The organism is Enterobacter sp. FB (genome assembly GCF_000805795.1).
Classification (GTDB): Bacteria; Pseudomonadota; Gammaproteobacteria; order Enterobacterales; family Enterobacteriaceae; genus Enterobacter; species Enterobacter roggenkampii.
Genome location: NZ_JSZC01000013.1, coordinates 1,413,086 through 1,432,811, shown reverse-complemented (window position 1 = coordinate 1,432,811; position 19,726 = coordinate 1,413,086). Strand labels below are relative to the sequence as shown.

At 57.9% G+C, this 19,726-nt stretch carries 19 protein-coding genes; 6 read left to right on the top strand and 13 right to left on the bottom strand.

Translation table 11 applies throughout. The annotated features are described in order from the left end of the window. Window positions 1-14 precede the first annotated feature (14 nt). On the top strand, window positions 15-1,208 hold the full coding sequence (gene ydeE, locus PI91_RS13825) for an efflux MFS transporter YdeE (RefSeq protein ID WP_023292430.1): 1,194 nt from the start codon (window positions 15-17) through the stop codon (window positions 1,206-1,208). A 49-nt stretch (window positions 1,209-1,257) separates the two neighbouring features. Here the strand turns inward: ydeE and zinT are convergent, their stop codons facing one another. The 8 genes from zinT to PI91_RS13785 all read right to left on the bottom strand — a co-directional run bounded on the left by zinT (window position 1,258) and on the right by PI91_RS13785 (window position 9,275). Then, window positions 1,258-1,899 (bottom strand): metal-binding protein ZinT, encoded by a 642-nt coding sequence (zinT, locus tag PI91_RS13820; RefSeq protein WP_023344133.1) that lies wholly within the window; start codon window positions 1,897-1,899, stop codon window positions 1,258-1,260. Between the two features lie 52 nt (window positions 1,900-1,951). Then, complete coding sequence (gene urtE / locus PI91_RS13815) at window positions 1,952-2,650, bottom strand: urea ABC transporter ATP-binding subunit UrtE (protein WP_023327459.1); 699 nt, start codon at window positions 2,648-2,650, stop codon at window positions 1,952-1,954. Window positions 2,651-2,659: 9 nt separating this feature from the next. Then, on the bottom strand, window positions 2,660-3,457 hold the full coding sequence (urtD, locus tag PI91_RS13810; protein WP_023327458.1) for an urea ABC transporter ATP-binding protein UrtD: 798 nt from the start codon (window positions 3,455-3,457) through the stop codon (window positions 2,660-2,662). Continuing rightward, window positions 3,457-4,530, bottom strand: coding sequence for an urea ABC transporter permease subunit UrtC (gene urtC / locus PI91_RS13805; RefSeq protein WP_023344132.1), 1,074 nt, complete (start codon window positions 4,528-4,530; stop codon window positions 3,457-3,459). The genes urtD and urtC overlap by 1 nt, the downstream gene beginning before the upstream one ends. Then, window positions 4,530-6,104: an urea ABC transporter permease subunit UrtB gene (gene urtB / locus PI91_RS13800; protein WP_023344131.1), complete on the bottom strand. Its 1,575-nt coding sequence runs from the start codon at window positions 6,102-6,104 to the stop codon at window positions 4,530-4,532. Before urtB ends, urtC begins: the two co-directional genes overlap by 1 nt. Before the next feature lie 24 nt (window positions 6,105-6,128). After that, window positions 6,129-7,400 (bottom strand): urea ABC transporter substrate-binding protein, encoded by a 1,272-nt coding sequence (urtA, locus tag PI91_RS13795; protein WP_039266387.1) that lies wholly within the window; start codon window positions 7,398-7,400, stop codon window positions 6,129-6,131. Between the two features lie 201 nt (window positions 7,401-7,601). Beyond that, entirely contained in the window at window positions 7,602-8,705 is a 1,104-nt protein-coding gene (locus tag PI91_RS13790; RefSeq protein WP_023344129.1) for a cobalamin-independent methionine synthase II family protein, read from the bottom strand. Between the two features lie 156 nt (window positions 8,706-8,861). Further along, a complete protein-coding gene (locus PI91_RS13785; protein WP_008502248.1) occupies window positions 8,862-9,275 on the bottom strand; it encodes a rhodanese-like domain-containing protein in 414 nt (137 codons plus the stop codon). 73 nt (window positions 9,276-9,348) lie between these two features. On the opposite strand from PI91_RS13785, the gene ftrA reads away from it, so the two are divergent. From ftrA to PI91_RS13770, 3 genes are all read left to right on the top strand, one after another. Next, on the top strand, window positions 9,349-10,356 hold the full coding sequence (gene ftrA, locus PI91_RS13780) for a transcriptional regulator FtrA (protein ID WP_023344128.1): 1,008 nt from the start codon (window positions 9,349-9,351) through the stop codon (window positions 10,354-10,356). Between the two features lie 40 nt (window positions 10,357-10,396). Beyond that, window positions 10,397-10,933: a dihydrofolate reductase family protein gene (locus tag PI91_RS13775; protein ID WP_023344127.1), complete on the top strand. Its 537-nt coding sequence runs from the start codon at window positions 10,397-10,399 to the stop codon at window positions 10,931-10,933. A 323-nt stretch (window positions 10,934-11,256) separates the two neighbouring features. Next, entirely contained in the window at window positions 11,257-11,487 is a 231-nt protein-coding gene (locus PI91_RS13770; RefSeq protein ID WP_008502251.1) for a DUF2554 family protein, read from the top strand. Here PI91_RS13770 and PI91_RS13765 read toward each other — a convergent pair whose 3' ends face one another. Together PI91_RS13765 and PI91_RS13760 are read right to left on the bottom strand one after the other, a co-directional pair. Next, window positions 11,488-13,452: a U32 family peptidase gene (locus PI91_RS13765; protein ID WP_023344125.1), complete on the bottom strand. Its 1,965-nt coding sequence runs from the start codon at window positions 13,450-13,452 to the stop codon at window positions 11,488-11,490. A gap of 80 nt (window positions 13,453-13,532) precedes the next feature. Beyond that, window positions 13,533-14,060, bottom strand: coding sequence for a helix-turn-helix domain-containing protein (locus PI91_RS13760; protein ID WP_023344124.1), 528 nt, complete (start codon window positions 14,058-14,060; stop codon window positions 13,533-13,535). A gap of 89 nt (window positions 14,061-14,149) precedes the next feature. Here PI91_RS13760 and PI91_RS13755 point away from each other — a divergent pair, with 89 nt between their 5' ends. Next, the gene (locus PI91_RS13755; RefSeq protein WP_023344123.1) at window positions 14,150-15,316 is read left to right on the top strand and encodes a benzoate/H(+) symporter BenE family transporter; all 1,167 of its coding nucleotides are present in this window, start codon (window positions 14,150-14,152) and stop codon (window positions 15,314-15,316) included. On the opposite strand, the gene PI91_RS13750 is transcribed toward PI91_RS13755, so the two are convergent. Beyond that, a complete protein-coding gene (locus PI91_RS13750; RefSeq protein ID WP_023292442.1) occupies window positions 15,296-16,168 on the bottom strand; it encodes a helix-turn-helix transcriptional regulator in 873 nt (290 codons plus the stop codon). The two genes, PI91_RS13755 and PI91_RS13750, sit on opposite strands and share 21 nt — an antisense overlap. Window positions 16,169-16,341: 173 nt before the next feature. Here PI91_RS13750 and PI91_RS13745 point away from each other — a divergent pair, with 173 nt between their 5' ends. Then, window positions 16,342-17,238, top strand: coding sequence for a DMT family transporter (locus PI91_RS13745; protein WP_008502257.1), 897 nt, complete (start codon window positions 16,342-16,344; stop codon window positions 17,236-17,238). 34 nt (window positions 17,239-17,272) lie between these two features. Here PI91_RS13745 and PI91_RS13740 read toward each other — a convergent pair whose 3' ends face one another. Both PI91_RS13740 and PI91_RS13735 read right to left on the bottom strand, forming a co-directional pair. Next, window positions 17,273-17,947: a DUF3313 domain-containing protein gene (locus PI91_RS13740; RefSeq protein ID WP_008502258.1), complete on the bottom strand. Its 675-nt coding sequence runs from the start codon at window positions 17,945-17,947 to the stop codon at window positions 17,273-17,275. Between the two features lie 135 nt (window positions 17,948-18,082). Next, window positions 18,083-19,678: an ABC transporter substrate-binding protein gene (locus tag PI91_RS13735; RefSeq protein WP_023344122.1), complete on the bottom strand. Its 1,596-nt coding sequence runs from the start codon at window positions 19,676-19,678 to the stop codon at window positions 18,083-18,085. Window positions 19,679-19,726: the final 48 nt, after the last annotated feature.

Sequence of the window (19,726 nt, the reverse complement as noted above, 5' to 3'; positions counted from 1 at the left end):
TGTCGGGCAGGAATATGAAACCATCTCTCAGGCGCTCAACCGCAGCGCTGCTGGCATCGTCATTGTTATTAACCATCGGTAGAGGGGCAACGCTGCCGTTCATGACCATCTATCTCACGCGCGTCTACAGCATGAGCGTCGAGAATATTGGTTATGCCCTGACCGTGGCGCTGACCATTGGCGTGGTGTTCAGCCTGGGATTTGGCATTCTGGCCGATAAGTTTGATAAAAAACGTTACATGCTGATCGCCATCGTAGCCTTTATCGCCGGATTTGTGGCGATCCCGCTGGTCAATAACGTCACGCTGGTGGTGCTTTTTTTTGCGCTGATCAACTGCGCCTACTCCGTCTTTTCGACGGTGCTGAAAGCCTGGTTCTCCGACGTGCTCACCTCCAGCCAGAAGGCGCGGGTCTTCTCGCTAAACTACAGCTTCCTGAACATTGGCTGGACGGTCGGCCCGCCGATTGGCACCCTGCTGGTGATGTACAGCCTGCAGCTGCCGTTCTGGCTGGCAGCCTTCTGTGCCGCCCTGCCGCTGGGCTTTATCCACTTCTTTGTGCAGAAAAGCGTGGCGTTAGATACCGCCGAGGAGAAGACGCCGTGGCAGCCGTCGGTCTTGCTGAAAGACCGCGCGCTGTTCTGGTACACGCTCTCTGGCCTGCTGGCGTCGTACGTGGGCGGGTCGTTCGCGAGCTGTATTTCGCAATACGTTCTCGCTGCACATGCGGACAGTGATTTCGCCGAAAAGGTGGTCGCCGTGGTGCTGCCCGTCAACGCCGCCGTGGTGGTAACGCTGCAATATGCGCTGGGCCGTAAGATCTCAGCCAGCAATATCCGCCCGCTGATGTCCCTCGCCACCCTGTTTTTTATCGTGGGGCTGGGCGGCTTTATGCTCTCCGGGGAAAACCTGGTTTACTGGGGTATCGCTGCCGCCATCTTTACGCTGGGAGAGATTATCTATGCCCCGGGTGAATACATGCTGATTGACAACATTGCGCCACCGGGAATGAAGGCGAGCTATTTCTCTGCGCAGGCGCTGGGCTGGCTCGGCGCGGCGGCAAACCCGATGATCACCGGTATCATCCTGACCAACCTGCCGCACTGGTCGCTGTTTGTGATTATGATGGCCGCGATTATTGTGGCGTGGCTGATGATTTTGCGCGGGATGAGCGTGAAGGCATGGTGCGAGTCACCCAAAGCGGCGTAGCAAATGTAGGCCGGGTAAGGCGAAGCCGCCACCCGGCAAAAGCAAAAACCTAGTGGTGCAACATCTCCTCCACCACCTGCTCTTTATACATCTCGTTCGGATAATAGGTCGGCCAGTTATCCATCTCTTTCAGCAGCGCCTCGTGGGAGGTATTGCCCATGAAAATATGGAAGTGCGAAGAGGCCTTCGGTCCGATGGTATGGTCGCTGAACTGGACAAACTTCGGCGCCTTGCTGCTGGCGTCCTTGCACTCAAAGAGATAGCGCACGCCTTTCTTGCCTGACGCGTAGGTCAGAATTTTGTAGCCGCTGTAATCATACTGGCAGCGGCTGACCGTTTTCCCCTGATGGAATTCCATCACGTTATTTTCGATGCCGATGGCATCCACGTCCGTCGCATAACCCGTGCGGTAGTAGGCTTTCACCTCATCAAAGGATTTGCTTTTATCCTTCTGCGCTTTCTGCTTAAAGACCGGATCCAGCGAACCATCGAGCAGGAACGGATAGACCGACTGCCAGGTGCCGTCCCAGTCAGACAGCGCTCTGTCCTTCACGTCTTTATCCTCAAACACGCCGTTCGCCGCTTTCTGTTCTGCTTCGGTCATCTGGTGGCCGTGCGAGTGAGCAAACAGCTGGCCGCTGACCAGCAGCGCCCCCAGAGTCATGGCAAATTTCCCAATATGTGCAGCCAAAGTAACGCCCTCATTCCGTTTTATAAGAATGAGAATGTTATATTATAACATTTCAGATCGCAACCAGCCCGCGAACGCCCTCCTGCTCCATATTTTCACCCCGCCCGCGCTGAATAATGGTGCCGCGGGACATCAGCAAATAGCTGTCGGCCAGCTCGGCGGCAAAGTCGTAAAACTGCTCAACAAGCAGGATCGCCATGTCGCCTCTGTTTGCCAGGGTGCGGATCACGTGGCCGATCTCTTTAATGACGGAAGGCTGTATGCCTTCGGTCGGTTCATCCAGGATAAGCAGCCGCGGACGACTCGCCAGCGCGCGACCAATCGCCAGCTGCTGCTGCTGCCCACCCGAGAGATCGCCCCCGCGACGGTGCTTCATCTCTTTGAGCACCGGGAACAGCTGCCAGATCTCCTCCGGCACCTGCTTCGCCTCGCGGGCGGAAAACCGCGATAGCCCCAGCAGGAGATTCTCCTCCACGGTCAGGCGCGGAAAAATCTCGCGTCCCTGCGGGACATACGCCACGCCAGACTGCACCCGCTGGTGCGGTTTGCTGTGGGTAATCGTTTTCCCCTGCCAGATGACCTCCCCGGTTTTCGCCGGGATCAGCCCCATCAGACACTTCAGCAGTGTGGTTTTCCCCACGCCGTTGCGCCCCAGCAGGCAGGTGACTTCGCCGGTGACGGCCTCAAAGCTCACGCCGCGCAGGATATGGCTGCCGCCGTAATACTGATTCAGTTCGTTGACCTGTAACATTCCCTCTCCTTAACGTCCCAGATAGACCTCAATCACCTGCTCGTTGGCCTGCACCTCACGCAGCGACCCTTCCGCCAACACCCGCCCCTGATGCAGCACCGTCACGTGGTCGGCAATCGTTTCTACAAAGCCCATATCGTGCTCCACCACCATCAGGGAGTGCTTGCCCGCCAGCGATTTGAACAGCTCTGCGGTGTATTCCGTTTCCGCGTCGGTCATTCCGGCGGCGGGTTCATCCAGCAGCAGCAGATGCGGGTCCTGCACCAGCAGCATGCCGATCTCCAGGAACTGTTTCTGTCCGTGGGAAAGCAGCCCGGCCCGTCGGTCGCGCTCCGCGCTAAGGCGCAGCAAAACCAGCATCTCGTCAATGCGGTCACGCTGCTCGCCGTTGAGTTTTGCCCGCAGGCTCGCCCAGACGGATTTATCCGTTTTCATGGCGATCTCCAGGTTTTCCCACACCGTCAGCGCCTCAAAGACCGTGGGCTTCTGGAATTTACGCCCGATGCCCTGGCGGGCGATGGCCGCAGGCTCCAGCGCGGTCAGGTCGATGGACTGATCGTAAATCGCCCTGCCGCTCTTTGGCCGCGTTTTGCCGGTGATGACGTCCATCAGCGTGGTTTTACCCGCACCGTTGGGGCCAATCACGCAGCGCAGCTCGCCCACGCCGATATTCAGCGAGAGATCGGTCAGGGCCTGAAAACCATCAAAATTGACGTTAATGGATTCAAGCTGAAGTACAGGGTCAGTCTGGTCCCGGTAGCGATCGCCGGGCAGCTGGCGGGTAAATAATCCTTCCGTTGGCTGCATTATTTCTCTCCCTTACGCAACAGACCGTAGACGCCGCCCGGCAAGAACAGCGTGACGGCGATAAAAATCAGCCCCAGAAACAGCTGCCAGTACTCCGGCATCGCGACGGTGAAGAAACTCTTCGCCCCGTTCACCAGCGCCGCGCCAATCACCGGCCCCACCAGCGTGCCGCGCCCGCCCAGCGCCACCCAGATGGCGGCCTCTATCGAGTTCGTCGGCGACATTTCACCGGGGTTAATAATGCCGACCTGTGGGACGTAAAGCGCCCCCGCCAGACCGCACAGCACGGCAGAAAGCGTCCACACCAGCAGCTTGAACCCGCGCGGATCGTAGCCGCAAAAGGTCAGGCGGTTTTCGGCGTCGCGCACGGCGGTCAGAATGCGGCCAAACTTGCTTTTCGCCAGCGCAAACCCGGTGCCCAGGGCCAGAAGCAGCAACAGCACGGTCGCCAGGAACAGCGCGATGCGGGTGGTCGTTTCCGTTACCGAAAACCCGAGCAGCGTGGTAAAACCGGTAAAGCCGTTATTGCCGCCAAACCCGGTTTCGTTGCGAAAGAACAGCAGCATCCCGGCATAGGTCAGCGCCTGGGTCATAATCGAGAAATAGACCCCTTTGATCTTCGAGCGGAAGGCAAACCAGCCAAACACCAGCGCCAGCAGGCCCGGCACCAGCACAATCAGCACCAGCGCCCAGGCAAAATGCTGGGTGCCCCACCAGAACCAGGGCAGCTCGCTCCAGGAGAGAAACGACATGAACGCGGGCAGACCGTCACCTGACGCCTGGCGCATCAGGTACATGCCCATCGCATAGCCGCCCAGGGCGAAGAAGAGGCCGTGCCCAAGGGACAGCATGCCGGCATAGCCCCACACCAGATCCAGCGCCACCGCCACGATGGCATAGCAGAGGATTTTGCCAATCAGCGTCAGCATCCAGGTCGACAACGCCAGCGGATGCGTCGCAGGCAGCAAGGCGAAAAACGGCAGTATCAGCAAACACACCACCAGCAGGCTGCCCGCTATCTGCGTGGTGCGTGGCGCTTTGCGCGCCAGCGTTAAGGTCAGCGGCTGGCTCATCAGTCAATCACCCTCCCTTTCAGCGCAAACAACCCCTGCGGGCGTTTCTGAATAAACAGCACGATCGCCACCAGAATCACGATCTTGCCCAGCACCGCCCCCATCTGGGGTTCGAGGATTTTATTAAAGATCCCCAGACCAAACGCCGCGGCCACGCTGCCTGCCAGCTGGCCTACGCCTCCGAGCACCACCACAAGGAAGGAGTCAATGATATAGCCCTGGCCCAGCTCAGGTCCGACGTTACCGAGCTGCGATAGCGCCACGCCGCCTAACCCCGCAATCCCGGAGCCAAGCCCGAACGCCAGCATATCGACGCGCCCTGTCGGTACCCCGCAGCAGGCGGCCATGCTGCGGTTTTGCGTCACCGCCCGCACGTTAAGCCCCAGACGGGTTTTATTCAGAATGAGCCAGGTAAAGAACAGCACCAGCAGCACGAAGCCCAGCACCACGATGCGGTTCCACGGCAGCGTCAGGTTGGCAAAAACCTGCACCCCGCCGGAGAGCCATGCCGGGTTCGCCACCTCCAGGTTCTGGGCGCCAAAGGTCATGCGCACCAGCTGGATAAGCATCAGGCTGATGCCCCACGTCGCCAGCAGCGTTTCCAGCGGACGACCGTACAGATGACGGATCACCGTGCGCTCCAGCACCATTCCAATGCCCGCCGTCAGGCAGAACGCGACCGGCAAGGCGATAACGGGATAGAGCGCCAGCCACTGGGGCGCAAGCCCGGCCATCGCCTGCTGCACCATCCAGGTCGCATATGCCCCCAGCATCAGCATCTCGCCGTGGGCCATATTAATCACGCCCAGCAGGCCGTAGGTGATAGCCAGCCCCAGCGCGGCCAGCAGCAGCACCGACCCAAGGGACAGCCCCATAAACGCCTGGCCCAGCAGGTCGCCCCACATCAGGCGGTGTTGGATCTGGCTAAGACTCTCTTCTGCGGCCGCGCGCACCGCGCTATCCGGCTCCGTCTGTGGCAGGGTAAACGGGGTAAGCCTGGACTGCATGTCCGGATCGTCTGACTGGCCTAACAATTCGACGGCCTTGCGACGCACTTCCGGCTGCGGGCTGGCCAGCTGGAGATTCGCGACCGCCAGCAGCAGCGCCTGACGCGCCACGGCGTCCGTCTCATCGTTCACACGCTTTTCCAGAAAAGCGAGCATCCCGGGCTGGGCATCGCGCTGCAGCTGACGCGCCGCCGCCCGCCTTTCGGTGACACTGTCACTCACCAGCTGATGCGTGGCGATAGCAGTTGCAGCCAGCACGCGCAGCCGGTTCGTCAGGCGCACGGCTTTGGTTGGGCCCTCTGCCGTCTGACTGTCCCCCAGCGGGATGACGTTGCCATCGCGTTGTGCAAAGGCGTGCTTTTGCGTATCGACGTAGAGATTTTCCTTTTGCAGCGCCTCAAGGAGCGGCAGTCTTGACGCATCCGGCGCGGCGGCCCACTGCGTCAACAAATCCGCCTGCTGGCTGCGGCTGGCGGCAACAAAACGATCGGCATCCGATGCCTGCACCATCCCTGGCAGCAGTCCGGAAAGCCATACAAGAGCGATGAACAGGCGCATGGCGTTCATGACGTTTCTCCCTGCGGTAATGGCTTAGTTGCTGGCGGTTTTCATCGGCTGGTCGGGTTTTTTATCATTCCCGGCGATGAACGGGCTCCACGGCTGGGCGCGTACCGGCTGTTCGGTCTGCCACACCACGTTAAACTGACCGTTGCCTTCGATTTCACCGATCATGACCGGCTTGTGCAGATGATGGTTGGTGGCATCCATGGTGAGCGTAAAGCCTGACGGCGCCTTAAAGGACTGACCGGCCATCGCCGCACGCACTTTGTCCACATCGGTAGTGCCCGCTTTTTCCACCGCCTGCGCCCACATGTGAATACCTACGTAGGTGGCTTCCATCGGATCGTTAGTTACGACGGTATCGGCGTTCGGCATCTTGTGCGCCTTCGCATAGGCTTTGTAATCCGCTACAAACGCCTGGTTAGTCGGGTTATCCACGGACTCAAAGTAGTTCCAGGCTGCCAGGTTACCCACCAGCGGTTTGGTGTCGATCCCGCGCAGCTCTTCTTCACCCACGGAGAACGCCACCACCGGCACGTCCGTCGCCTTCAGCCCCTGGTTAGCCAGCTCTTTGTAGAACGGCACGTTAGAATCACCGTTGATGGTCGACACCACGGCAGTTTTGCCGCCCGCGGAGAATTTTTTAATGTTGGCGACGATGGTCTGGTAGTCGCTATGGCCAAACGGGGTATAAACCTCTTCGATGTCCTTATCCTCCACCCCTTTCGAATGCAGGAACGCGCGCAGGATCTTGTTGGTGGTGCGCGGATAGACGTAATCGGTTCCCAGCAGGAAGAAGCGTTTCGCCGCGCCGCCGTCTTCGCTCATCAGGTATTCCACCGCCGGGATGGCCTGCTGGTTCGGCGCCGCGCCGGTATAGAAGACGTTTGGCGACATTTCCTCGCCCTCATACTGCACCGGATAGAACAGCAGGCCGTTCAGCTCCTCGAAAACCGGCAGTACGGATTTGCGCGACACCGACGTCCAGCAGCCAAATACCACCGCCACTTTATCCTGGCTCAGCAGCTGACGCGCCTTCTCGGCAAACAGCGGCCAGTTTGAGGCCGGATCCACCACCACCGGCTCCAGTTTCTTGCCCAGCACGCCGCCTTTGGCGTTGATCTCATCGATGGTCATCAGCGCGACGTCTTTCAGCGGGGTTTCAGAGATGGCCATGGTGCCGGACAGCGAATGCATGATCCCCACCTTGATGGTATCGGCCGCCTGCGCGCCAAAACTCATCCCCATCGCCACGACGGACGCGGATAACGCAAAAGCTTTTAATAAGGTACGACGCTGCATATTTTCACTCCTGAAAAAGAACGCTGTGCGAAAACGTCCGGTACGGCGTGGACGCGGAAAAAAAAGTGTCAGCGAAGCAGGAGCAAAAAGAGTGCCAGAATGGAGAAAGCGCTATTTCTGGGAGGGGAACGCCGGATGTAAAGAGAACGACTCAGAATGGTACAGCGCTGCACTTTTATAATGCAGCGTCGTATAACGGGGTTACCAGACTTCGCTGGCGATCTGCGTGACCAGCCGGACTTTGTCCCACTGCTGGGCTTCGCTCAGGCTGTTGCCCTCTTCGGTCGAGGCAAAGCCGCACTGCGGGCTGAGGCAAATCTGCTCTTTTGCCACGTATTTCGCCGCCTCTTCAAGACGGGCTTTAATTCCCTCCGGATTCTCCAGCTCGCCGTTTTTTGTAGTGATAAGACCCAACACCACCTGCTGTTTGCCCGGGCGAACAAAGCGCAGGGGCGCGAAATCCCCGCTGCGGTCGTTATCATATTCGAGGAAGAAGGCGTCAACGTTGACCGTTCCGAACAGCACGTCCGCTACCGGCTCGTAGCCGCCTTCGGAAATCCAGGTGGAACGGAAATTGCCGCGACAGACGTGCAGTCCGATGGTCAGATCGTCCGGCTTGCCCTCCAGCGCCTTGTTCAGCACGCGGGCATAGATGCGCGCCAGCTCATCGGCGTCGTCGCCGCGCTCGCGGATCTGACGGCGCTGGTCGTCCGAACAGAGATAGGCCCAGACGGTGTCATCCAGCTGCAGATAACGGCAGCCCGCGTCGTAGAAGGCCCGGATGGCATCACGCCACGTGGTCGCCAGGTCATCGAAATAGACGTCAAGGTCCGGATACACGGTCGCATCAATATCTTTGCGACCGCCGCGGAAGTGCAGCACGCTTGGGCTCGGAATGGTCATTTTTGGCTGGGCGTTACCGCTGATGCTTTTCAGATAGCGGAAATCGTCCAGCATCGGGTGCTCGCCAAAGCCCAGCTTGCCGGTGACGCGCACGCCGTGGGCTTTGGTTTGCACGCCGTTAAACTGGATGCCCTGCTGGGAATCGTAACGCTCAACGCCCTGAAGACCGTCGAAGAAGTCGAAGTGCCACCAGGCACGACGAAACTCACCGTCGGTCACCACATGCAGGCCGCACGCACACTGCTGCTCGACGACGTGGCGAATGGCCTCGTCCTCCACCGCGCGAAGCTGCCCGGCATCAATCTCACCGCTGGCAAATTTCAGGCGAGCCTGCTTGATGGCATCCGGGCGTAAAAAACTGCCGACTACGTCGGCACGGAACGGGGCGTGGTGTCGTTGCATGGAAATCTCCTCAGTCTGCCGGCAATAATTGCCCGCAGTGATAATTTATCATTTGAAGCTTTAGACTTCTGGATGTCTAAATGTCCAAAAACAATGTCATACCTCATCGGTGCCGGCAAACGAGAAAATTTCACGTATGTTGAAAAAAATTCATCTTCACAGCGCGGCGACGGACGCCTCGCTGGCAAACGCGTAGCGTTCATCTTCCCAGCCGGTGATCCCACCGAGCATGATTTTGACCGGCAGCCCGAGACGCGCCAGCTTCAGCGCGGCTCTGTCCGCGCCGTTACAGTGCGGCCCTGCGCAGTAGACGACAAACAGCGTCCCTTCAGGCCATTGGGCCATGCGCTCAGCGGTCATCTGGCTCCACGGCATATGCAGAGCGCCCGGCACATGGCGACGGGCAAACTGCTCCGGGCTCCCCACCACGTGCAGCAAAACAAAGTCCTGCTCATTATGCGTGATGGCATGATGCACATCGGCGCAGTCGGTTTCGACGCTCAGGCGACGCAGAAAATGGGTAACGGCTTCCTGCGGTTCGGCAGCCGGAAATTCAGTAACATAGCTCATGATCCTTCCTCATCTTTGGCGTTTGTGTTAACACTACTCTATCCACAAATTCAGCTCATGAATGCGCTCGCTTATGCCAGAAAACAGCAAAAAGATGACAACGTTAAGACAGATTGCCCGCCCGAAGGTGGTGGTGCTGGCGTATGACGGTCTGTGTACCTTTGAGTTTGGGGTGGCGGTGGAAATCTTCGGCCTGCCGCGGCCCGAGCTGGGCGACGACTGGTATCGTTTTGCCGTGGCAAGCGTTGATAACGGTGAGCTTCGGGCGACAGGCGGGATCCGCATCATTACCGATGGCGATCTCTCCCTGCTTGCGTCTGCCGATCTGATCGTGGTGCCGGGCTGGCGGGGGGTGGACTCGCCGGTTCCGGACGCGCTCTGCAACGCATTACGTCAGGCCAGCGCGCGGGGCTGTCAGCTACTCTCCATCTGCTCGGGTGTATTTGTGCTGGCCGCCTCCGGTCTGCTCAACGGACGCAAAGCCACGACGCACTGGCGCTACATTGAGACGCTTAAAGCCCGCTACCCTGACATCGACGTGGTCGAGGATGTGCTCTACCAGGACGAAGGCGAGATCCTGACTTCCGCAGGCAGCGCGGCGGGGATCGATCTCTGTCTGCACGTCGTGCGTCGGGATTTCGGGATGGAAACCGCCAACAGCGTGGCGAGGCGGCTTGTCATTCCCCCTCACCGGGATGGATCTCAGCCGCAACAGCTGAGCCGCCCGGTGGCGCAGCTGCGGGAAAGCCAGCGCCTGGGCAAGCTGTTTGATTTTCTGCACACGCATCTTACCGAGCCGCACAGCGTCGACTCGCTGGCGCGCCGTGTCGGTATGAGTCAGCGCACGTTTCTGCGTCGCTTCGAAGCGGCAACGGGAACGACGCCTGCCCGCTGGTTACTCAATGAGCGCCTGCTGCGGGCGAAAGATTATCTGGAAAGCAGTCGTTTAAGCATCGACAGCATCGCGGAACAGACCGGGTTTGGTCAGGCATCGACGCTGCGTCATCATTTTCGCCAGCAGTTCGCGATTTCCCCGGCCCAGTACCGTAAACAATTTTCTCATGCCGGTACTGCCCGCTGAGGCGTCAGTCTTTTGGTTTCGCTGGAATACGGAGAACCTGATGGTCACCACACACGTTTTTATCGCAACCAGTCTTGATGGCTACATCGCCCGACACAATGATGATATCGACTGGCTGCTGCAGCGCGATGACCCGAATGAGGATCATGGCTACACGGCTTTCATCGCGGACAAAGACTGGATCGTGATGGGCCGTGGGAGCTATGAGAAGGTGCGGACCTTTGAGACATGGCCTTATGACCGGCCCGTACTGGTGCTCTCCCGTCAGCTGGTCGACACGCCCGTACCCGACGCGCTGAGGGGCAAAGTACAGTTTTCCGGCCGCACGCCAAAGGAGGTGCTCGACGATCTGGCGAGGCAGAACGCCCGTCGCGTCTATCTCGATGGTGGGCAAGTCATACAGTCGTTCCTGCGAGAAGGACTGGTGGCCGATATGGTGATCACAACCGTTCCTGTCCTGCTCGGTTCGGGAAAATCGCTGTTTGGCGCCCTTCCCGGGGATATCGATTTGACGCTGGTCTCCAGCCGCAGCTTTCCTTCGGGTCTGGTGCAGTCGCACTATCGGGTGACGCCATAACCCCACGGCCAACACCGCTACGTTATGCGCAAAAAAAACCGCCAAAAAATGGCGGTAAATGCTTGCATGGATAGATTTGTATTTTGGTCTCTACGTCCCGACACTCCATGGCCGGGCTGCGGATCCCATACAACCTAACACTCGTTATCTTAACGAAGGTTAAACAGCCTTTTTAACCCGCACTGGTAATGTTCTCTGATGAGATGCAGCGCGCCCGAAATCATACTCTTTGACATTCCCTTTGCGCTAATTTGAACTTTTGAATAATAACAATAATAAATAATCGGCATCATTAAGCCGCAATGTTATTCGGCGGTGACTTCATGGTTAAAAAAGGTTTATCTCTCGTGATGCTTATCTGTGCCCTCTTTTCAGGCCAGCTTATGGCCGGGCACAAAGGACATGAATATCTGTGGGTAAAGAATGTGGATCATCAGCTGCGTCATGAAGCCGATAGCGATGAATTGCGAAGCGCGGCGGAGGAGTCGGCGGAGGGTTTGCGCGAACACCACCTGTGGCAGAAATCGCGCAAACCGGACACGCACGTTCGGTAGTTAGCTGCCCTTGCGTTTTGGCAGGGTTTTCATCAGATCGTCCGGGCTGACGGACGCCACAACACTGCCGGGCTGCGGCATTTTGAAGATGTGGTTTTTCATCTTGCCAATCACATGCATTTCGCAGGGACGGCAGTCAAATTTGAGGGTCAGCACTTCGTCACCGTTTACGAGCTGCATAGGCGTGGCCTTCCAGCTCTTGATGTTGCCTTTCGCCTGCTTAGGACACAGGTTAAACGCGAAACGAAGGCAATGTTTGGTGATCATCACCGGAACATCGCCCTTCTCTTCATGCGCCTCATAAGCCGCGTCGATCAGCCGCACGCCGTGGCGATGATAGAATTCACGCGCTTTATGGTTGTAGACGTTGGCGAGGAAGGATAAATGCGTATCCGGGTAGACGGGCGCAGGAACGGTTTCTGCTTTACGGCTAGCGCGCGGGTAGTTCGCCAGGCGCGCGTCATCCAGCATCTCGGCGGTTTCACGGCGGAACTGGTTGAGCAAACTGTTCGGCACAAACAGGGCATCCGGCAGATTGACCTCAACGTTGCGGGCGTAGTAAATCGTCTGCCCCAGCTTTGTGACGCCATCCTTCAGGCTGTTGAGCGCTTTCTCTGCGTTGTTTGCCACCTCGAACAGGCCATCAAGCGTATGCGTTACGCTGATGCCGTCTTCACAGGTCATGGTCAGAATCAGCTGCTCTTCCCAGCCGCCCAGTTCAATATCCACCGCGATACGACGTTCGCTGGAGGTTTTCAGCAGCGCCTGCTGCCAGTTATGATCGAGGTTACGGTTAAGCGCCGCGTTCGGCCGTGCCTTGTAGAGATCGGCCGGCATTTCATTCGGCCATACGCGGTAGCGGTTCTCACCGGTTTTCTCGACCGTGTTGGCGCGGAAGCCGACGACCTCACGCTTAATCATCACGTTAAGACCATCGCCGTTCGCCAGCGGCTCCGTCACCGCAACATCAAGGTGATCTTTCGCCACTTTCAGCACTTCCCCCACCGGCAAACCGATAAACTTCGGTGAGTCAAACGCACCGATATCCCCTTTACGGGCATTCACGAAATAGTCCGTGCTGCCGCGGTGGAACGTTTTGTCCGTCGACGGAATAAAGAAATGCTCGGTACGACCGGCCGACGCGCGCGCCAGGTCACCGCGATCTTCGATGATGGCGTCCAGCATCTGGCGATAGTGCGCGGTGATATTCTTCACGTAGCTCATATCTTTATAGCGCCCTTCAATCTTGAAGGAACGCACGCCCGCGTCGATCAGCGCGCCCAGGTTGGCGGTCTGGTCGTTATCCTTCATCGAGAGCAGGTGTTTTTCAAATGCCACCACGCGGCCCTGATCGTCTTTCAGGGTATACGGCAGACGGCAGGCCTGAGAGCAGTCGCCGCGGTTGGCGCTGCGGCCCGTCTGCGCGTGGGAAATGTTGCACTGGCCGGAATAGGCCACGCACAGCGCGCCGTGGATGAAGAATTCAATCGTCGCGTCTGTCGCCTGGTGAATATCGCGGATTTGATTCAGGTTCAGCTCGCGCGCCAGAACGATCTGCGAAAAGCCGACGTCGGAGAGGAACTTCGCCTTCTCTACCGTGCGGATATCACACTGGGTACTGGCGTGCAGTTCAATGGGCGGAATATCCAGCTCCAGCACGCCCATATCCTGAACGATCAGGGCATCCACCCCGGCCTGATAGAGATCGGTAATCAGACGTTGCGCAGGCTCCAGCTCATCATCATGAAGAATGGTGTTCAGGGTGACGAACACCTTCGCCCCGAAACGGTGGGCGAACGGCACCAGCTCAGCAATATCGCTCAGGCTGTTGCTGGCGTTATGGCGGGCACCGAAGCCCGGGCCGCCAATGTAGACGGCGTCTGCGCCATGAAGGATCGCTTCACGGGCAATGGCGGCGTCACGGGCCGGGCTTAAAAGTTCAAGATGATGGGATTGCAGGCGCATACTTCGTCGTTATCCGTTATGGTCAAAATGGCGGCTATTGTAGTCAGAAGTCTGCGTCAGCGAAACAGTTTTGCGTAGCCTCAGCGGGGAAAATGAATGAGGGAGTGAAAATGCACCGTCCGGTCGCTGCTGTTGCGGTAGGCGTGCGGTTTATCGCCGGCAAAACGGACGCCGGAATCGGCAGAAATCGTCTGCCATTTGCCCTCGAGCTTCATCTCCAGCTCGCCGCTGACCACCACCACATGTTCAATCACCCCCGCCTCATGCGGCGTGGATTCACTCAGGGCGCCGGGGGCCAGGGTAATGGAGAAATAATCAAACCGGAGCGCCTCGTCCCACGGAAAGAGCGGCTTGACGACCATCGCCTGCTGCTGCGGGTCAAACACCGCCTGCCGGTCCGCTTCCGGCGTGATGAAGGCGGAAAACGGCACGTTCAGTCCCGTGGCAATTTTCCACAGCGTCGACACCGTGGGGCTGGATTCATTTCGCTCGATTTGCCCGAGCATGGCCTTTGATACGCCGGTTTCGTCCGCCAGCTTCGACAGGCTCCAGCCCCGTGCCTGGCGTAATGTTTTCAGTGTTGCTGCAAGGTGTTGTGTGATGTCCATATTTCCTCCTGACGACGAGCATACCACTTGTACGCTATAACGCACAGTGTTACCTTACCCCGGACGTTATAACGCACAACGGAGTTTTCATGCGCCCTTCCTCTCATCTTGTTCCGGTCGTACTGGCTGGATTTGTCGCCGTTCTCGTGGGCTACGCCAGCTCGGCCGCCATCATCTGGCAGGCCGCCGCCGCGGCTGGCGCCAGCGCGCAGCAGATCGCAGGCTGGATGACCGCGCTGGGGATTGGGATGGGCGTCAGCACGCTGGTGCTTTCATGGTGGTACAAAGCGCCCGTGCTGACCGCCTGGTCAACGCCCGGCGCGGCGCTGCTCGCCACCAGCCTGCACGGCGTCACGCTGGCGGAAACCATCGGCGTGTTCATCTTTGCCAACGCGCTTATTTTGCTCTGCGGCATCACCGGGCTTTTCGCCCGTCTGATGACGCTGATCCCCCATTCGCTTGCTGCCGCCATGCTGGCCGGGGTACTGCTGCAGTTTGGCCTGCACGCGTTTGCGCATCTTGAGGGGCACTTTCTGCTGTGCGGCAGCATGATTGCGGCATGGCTGATCGCAAAAGCGTTGTCGCCGCGCTATGCCATCGTGGTCACGCTGCTGGTGGGCGGTATCGTGGCCTGGGCCGGTGGTGACGTTGTCACGGATAAGCTCACCCTTTCTCTGGTGATGCCCGACTTTATTGCGCCTGACTTCACCTTCACCAGCCTGGTGAGTATTGGCTTGCCCTTCTTCCTCGTGACCATGGCCTCGCAAAATGCACCGGGTTTCGCCACCATGAAAGCCTCCGGCTACCCGCTGGCGGCCTCACCGCTCATCATCGTGACGGGTGGACTGGCGCTGCTGTTTTCTCCGTTTGGCGTCTTTTCTATCTGCATTGCGGCCATTACTGCCGCCATTTGTCAAAGCCCGGATGCACATCCGGACGCGGAAAAACGCTGGCTGGCAGCCATCGCAGCCGGCGGGTTTTATCTGCTGGCGGGAATTTTCGGTGGCTCCATTACCGGGCTGATGGCCGCCCTGCCGCTCAGCTGGATCCAGACGCTCGCCGGTCTGGCGCTGCTGGGCACCATCAGCGGGAGTTTATATCAGGCGCTGAGTCACGAAGCGGAGCGCGACGCGGCTATCGTCACATTTCTGATGACCGCAAGCGGCGTGACAATCCTGGGCATCGGTTCGGCATTCTGGGGGCTGGTGCTGGGCGGGGTATGTTACGCCCTGTTTTCACGCGCTCGCCGCGCGTAGCTGCGACGGCGTCATGCCCGTCGCGCTGCGAAAGCGGTTGCTGAAGTGGCTGGCGGAGTTAAACCCGCAGGCCAGCGCAATGTCCGTCAGTGGCATGGAGGTATGCTGCACCAGCTCTTTCGCTTTGACCATACGCCTGTGCATCACGTACTGATGCGGTGCCAGCCCCGTCGACTGGCGGAACATGCGGGCAAAATGGTATTCGCTGAGGGCAGCCTGCGCCGCCAGCTCGGCCAGCGTCAGGGGCTGCCCCAGGTTCTCTTCGATAAAGGCCAGAACGTTGCGCAGAACAAACGGCGATAACCCGCCGGTGACGACCGGCAGCTTCCACTGCACGTTTGAGTAGTTTTGCAGCAGATGGGTCAGCAGCAGCGTGGAGGCCGTGCTCAGGGTAAGCTGGTTGGCGTGCTGCTGCCAGTCACAGCCCAGTAAAAACTGGCGATACAGCGTGGTGATCTTCGGGTCGCTGCCAAAAATACGCTCGTCCAGGGTCAGCGAAAGCGGTCGCTTGTCCCAGATTTTTTCTCCCACGTCGCGCAGGTGTTCATCGGTGCAGTAGAGATGCACAAACGACAGGTCATCGCGGATATCCCACGTCGATTCGCTCTCTTTGGGCATCAGGCAGAATCGGTCCGGCCCCCCGCCGTTCTTCCAGCCTCCTGGCGTTTTTTGATAGCTTTCGTAGCCGTCCGCCACGTACAGGCTGAGGGTATGATGATTGCTCTTTACGGTGATCGTGTCGTGCTTGTTGTACCACGCGGCCAGCTGGATACCCGAATTCAGCGAGACGGTTTCCCGCAGGACTGCATTCTGTTGGCAAAGCGTTTCAAAGGTATCGTAAGCGTGAGACATAACCGTTAGCGCGTGAAGAATCGGAATATCAGTCTAAGAAGAGTTGTTGCCCGTTGCCAGTCCCTCCAGAAGAAAAAAGCGCAAGATTTTGCAAGTCTGCCGCAAGCGGGTGAAAGCCCGTTACGCATCTCAGCGTCATACTGCGGGCTTACGCGGTTTAAGAAGAGGCAACTATGAACGCATTATTATACGGACTCGTGGTCATTATCTGGGGAACCACCTGGATTGCGATTTTCCTGCAGCAGGGCCCCGTCGCGGCGCCGGTGTCGATTTTCTGGCGCTTCGCCGTCGCCAGCCTCACCATGATGGTGGTGTTACTCGCCCTGCGTCGCCTGCGCACGCTGGCGCTGCGGGATCATCTTTTTTGCCTGCTTCAGGGATGCTGTGTTTTCTGCTTTAACTTCTGGTGTTTTTACACGGCAGCGGCACATATCAATACCGGGCTGGAGTCGGTGATCTTCTCCATGGCGGTACTCTATAACGCCATTAACAGCTTTATTTTCTTCGGCCAGCGCCCGCCCGCGCGTTTCTGGACGGCGGCGGCGCTGGGGCTGGTCGGGATTGTCACCCTCTTCTGGGACGATCTGCTGGCCAGCGGCTGGAGCGCGTCACTCCTGACGGGCATTGGCCTTTCCGCACTCGGCACGTATGGGTTCTCGCTGGGTAATATGATCAGCATGCGCCATCAGCGCAGAGGCCTTGAAACCATGACCACCAACGCCTGGGCGATGCTCTATGGCACGCTGGTGATGGGCTGCATTGCGCTGTTCAGAGGCGATAGCTTTGTGCCGGAATGGACGGTGAGCTATCTCGGCGCGCTGGTGTATCTGGCCCTGTTTGGCTCGGTGATTGCCTTTGGCGCCTACTTCACGCTGGTGGGACGTATTGGCCCGGGCAAAGCGGCCTACAGCACGCTGCTCTTTCCGTTGGTGGCGCTCTCCATCTCCACGGTGTATGAAGGCTACGTCTGGCATGTCAACGGTATCGTGGGATTAGTGCTGATTCTGGGAGGAAATATGGTGATGTTTACCAAACCGGAAACCTGGTTCAGACGCTTACGAATGGCATAAATAAAACGGCCTGCATTACGCAGGCCGTTTTATTTTATTTCGCGGTCTTTTTCACATCAAACATGGTTGCGTCCGTCGCCATGTCATCAACAACCTGCTTCAGCGTCGCAAAGGTCATTGGTGTGTTTTCGTTATTCAGCTCTTTACCTTCGCCTTTACGTACCACCTTCATAACCGGTTTGTTGGTGGCCGCATCGATCAGCTCGCCTTCAAAGAAGAGATGCGTATCCATGGTGCGGTGTCCGGTTGCCATCTGCGTCCCGGCAACCACCAGCGCAACAGGCACCACTTCATAGAACTGCAGCCCCTCTTTCTGCGAACTCACCCCGGTAATCGCGCCACGGAAAATCAGGCTGTGTTTACCCGGCGTGGTGACAACTGGCTTACGCGTACCAATCGCCGTTTTCATTTTGTTATTGGTGTAATTCAACAACTCATCAAGCGTTTTTTGCCCAATTTGCGTGGTGGGTTTTGGCGTTGGATAATAGGTAATTGGCGTCCAGAGAATGCTGTCGTAATTGGCTTCGTTATACGAAGGATCGACCCAACGCAGCGTTGGTTTTCCCGTCGCCGAGGTCGTTTGCTGCAAGCCTGAATAATCTTTTAAAAAGCCGGAGTATTGTTCCGGAGCGGCGACTTTTGAAGAACAGCCCGCCAACGCCAACAGACCAGTAAGCACTGCAACTTTAAAAAAAGTTTGAGTACGCATGATAGTTTTCCATGTTATCTGCAAGTATGCATTTGAAGTTATAGCAAAAGTCTGGCGGGTTTGTTGTGACAAAAAATGATGCCGGGAGCACAAATTGCAAAAAGATTGCCCGGACGCATGCCGGGCAGTGAAAAATTACTGATTTATATCCACTTGCCAGAACAGATGTTTGCCAAACGGGTCGATTTCATAGCCCTTCACCTCCTTGCGCACCGGTTCGAAAATCGTTGAATGCGCAATCATCACCGCAGGCATCTGGTCATGCATCATCTGCTGAGCCTGTTTATACAGCGCCACCCGTTTATCATGATCGGTTATCGATTTGGCTTCAGCAACGATCTTATCAAACGGCTTATAGCACCATTTCGCCGAATTTGAGCCACCGTTCGCCGAGGTGCAGGTAAACAGCGGACCAAAGAAGTTGTCAGGATCGCCCGTTGCGGTCGTCCAGCCCATCAGCGCAGCCTGATGTTCCCCGCCCTTCACACGCTTAAGGTATTCGCCCCACTCGTAGGTAACGATTTTGGTCTGTACGTCAATTTTCGCCCAGTCCGCCTGAATCATCTCCGCCATGCGTTTCGCATTCGGGTTATAGGGACGCTGGACCGGCATCGCCCATAAATCGATGCTGACGCCGCTGGCAAAGCCGGCCTCTTTCAGCAGCGCTTTGGCTTTTTCAGGATCGTAGTCGTAATCCTTAAGCTCGCTGTCGGCGCTCCAGACGCCCGGCGGCAGCAGGTTCTTCGCCGCCGTTCCGGTACCGTGGAACACCGCGTCAATAATGGCCGGTTTGTTGATGGCCATCGCCAGCGCCTGACGGACTTTTACGTTATTCAGCGGCGGCTTCTGCGTGTTGAACGCCAGGAAGCCGGTATTCAGTCCGGCTTTGCTCATCAGGTTGATATCTTTATTGGCCTTCATGCGCGGCAGGTCCGCCGGGTTCGGGAACGGCATCACCTGACATTCGTTCTTCTCAATTTTGGCAAAACGCACGGAGGCATCCGGGGTGATGCTAAACACCAGCCTGTCCAGCTTCGATTTCCCCTGCCAGTAGTCGGCAAACGCCGTGAACAGGATCCGGGAATCCTTCTGATACTGCGCCAGCTTAAACGGCCCGGTGCCAATGGGCTCCATATCCACCTTCTCCGGCGTGCCCGCTTTCAGCATCGCGTCGGCATACTCCGCCGAAAGGATTGAGGCAAAATACCAGGCCAGATCGGCGACAAACGGCGCTTCCGGGTGCGCCAGGGTAAAGCGCACGGTGTGGTCATCGACTTTATCAATGGCGGTTATCAGGCTGCCGAACTCCAGGCTTTCGAAGTTGGAGTAGCTGCCGTTAGAGACGTTGTGGTAGGGATGATTCACGTCTTTCTGGCGCATAAACGAGAAAATCACGTCGTCGGCGTTAAAGTCGCGGGTTGGCGTGAAGGATTTATTGCTCTGGAACTTCACGCCCTGACGCAGATGGAAGGTGTAAACCTTGCCGTCGTCGCTCACCTCCCAGCGCTCCGCCAGGCTCGGCACCAGCTCCGTGGTGCCGGGTTTGAAATCGACCAGACGGTTATAGACCGGCACGGCGCTGGCGTCGACGCTGGTTCCCGAGGTGTAAAGCTGAGGGTTAAAGTTTTCCGGCGATCCTTCGGAGCAATACACCAGCGTTTTCGCGGCGACGGCGGAACTGACCGTGAGCGCCGCAAGCGCCAGCGCAATAGTTGTGAGTTTGCTTGTCATCATTTATTCCTGTCTTTTTAATTCGACGGCTAATTAATTCTTTTGCCA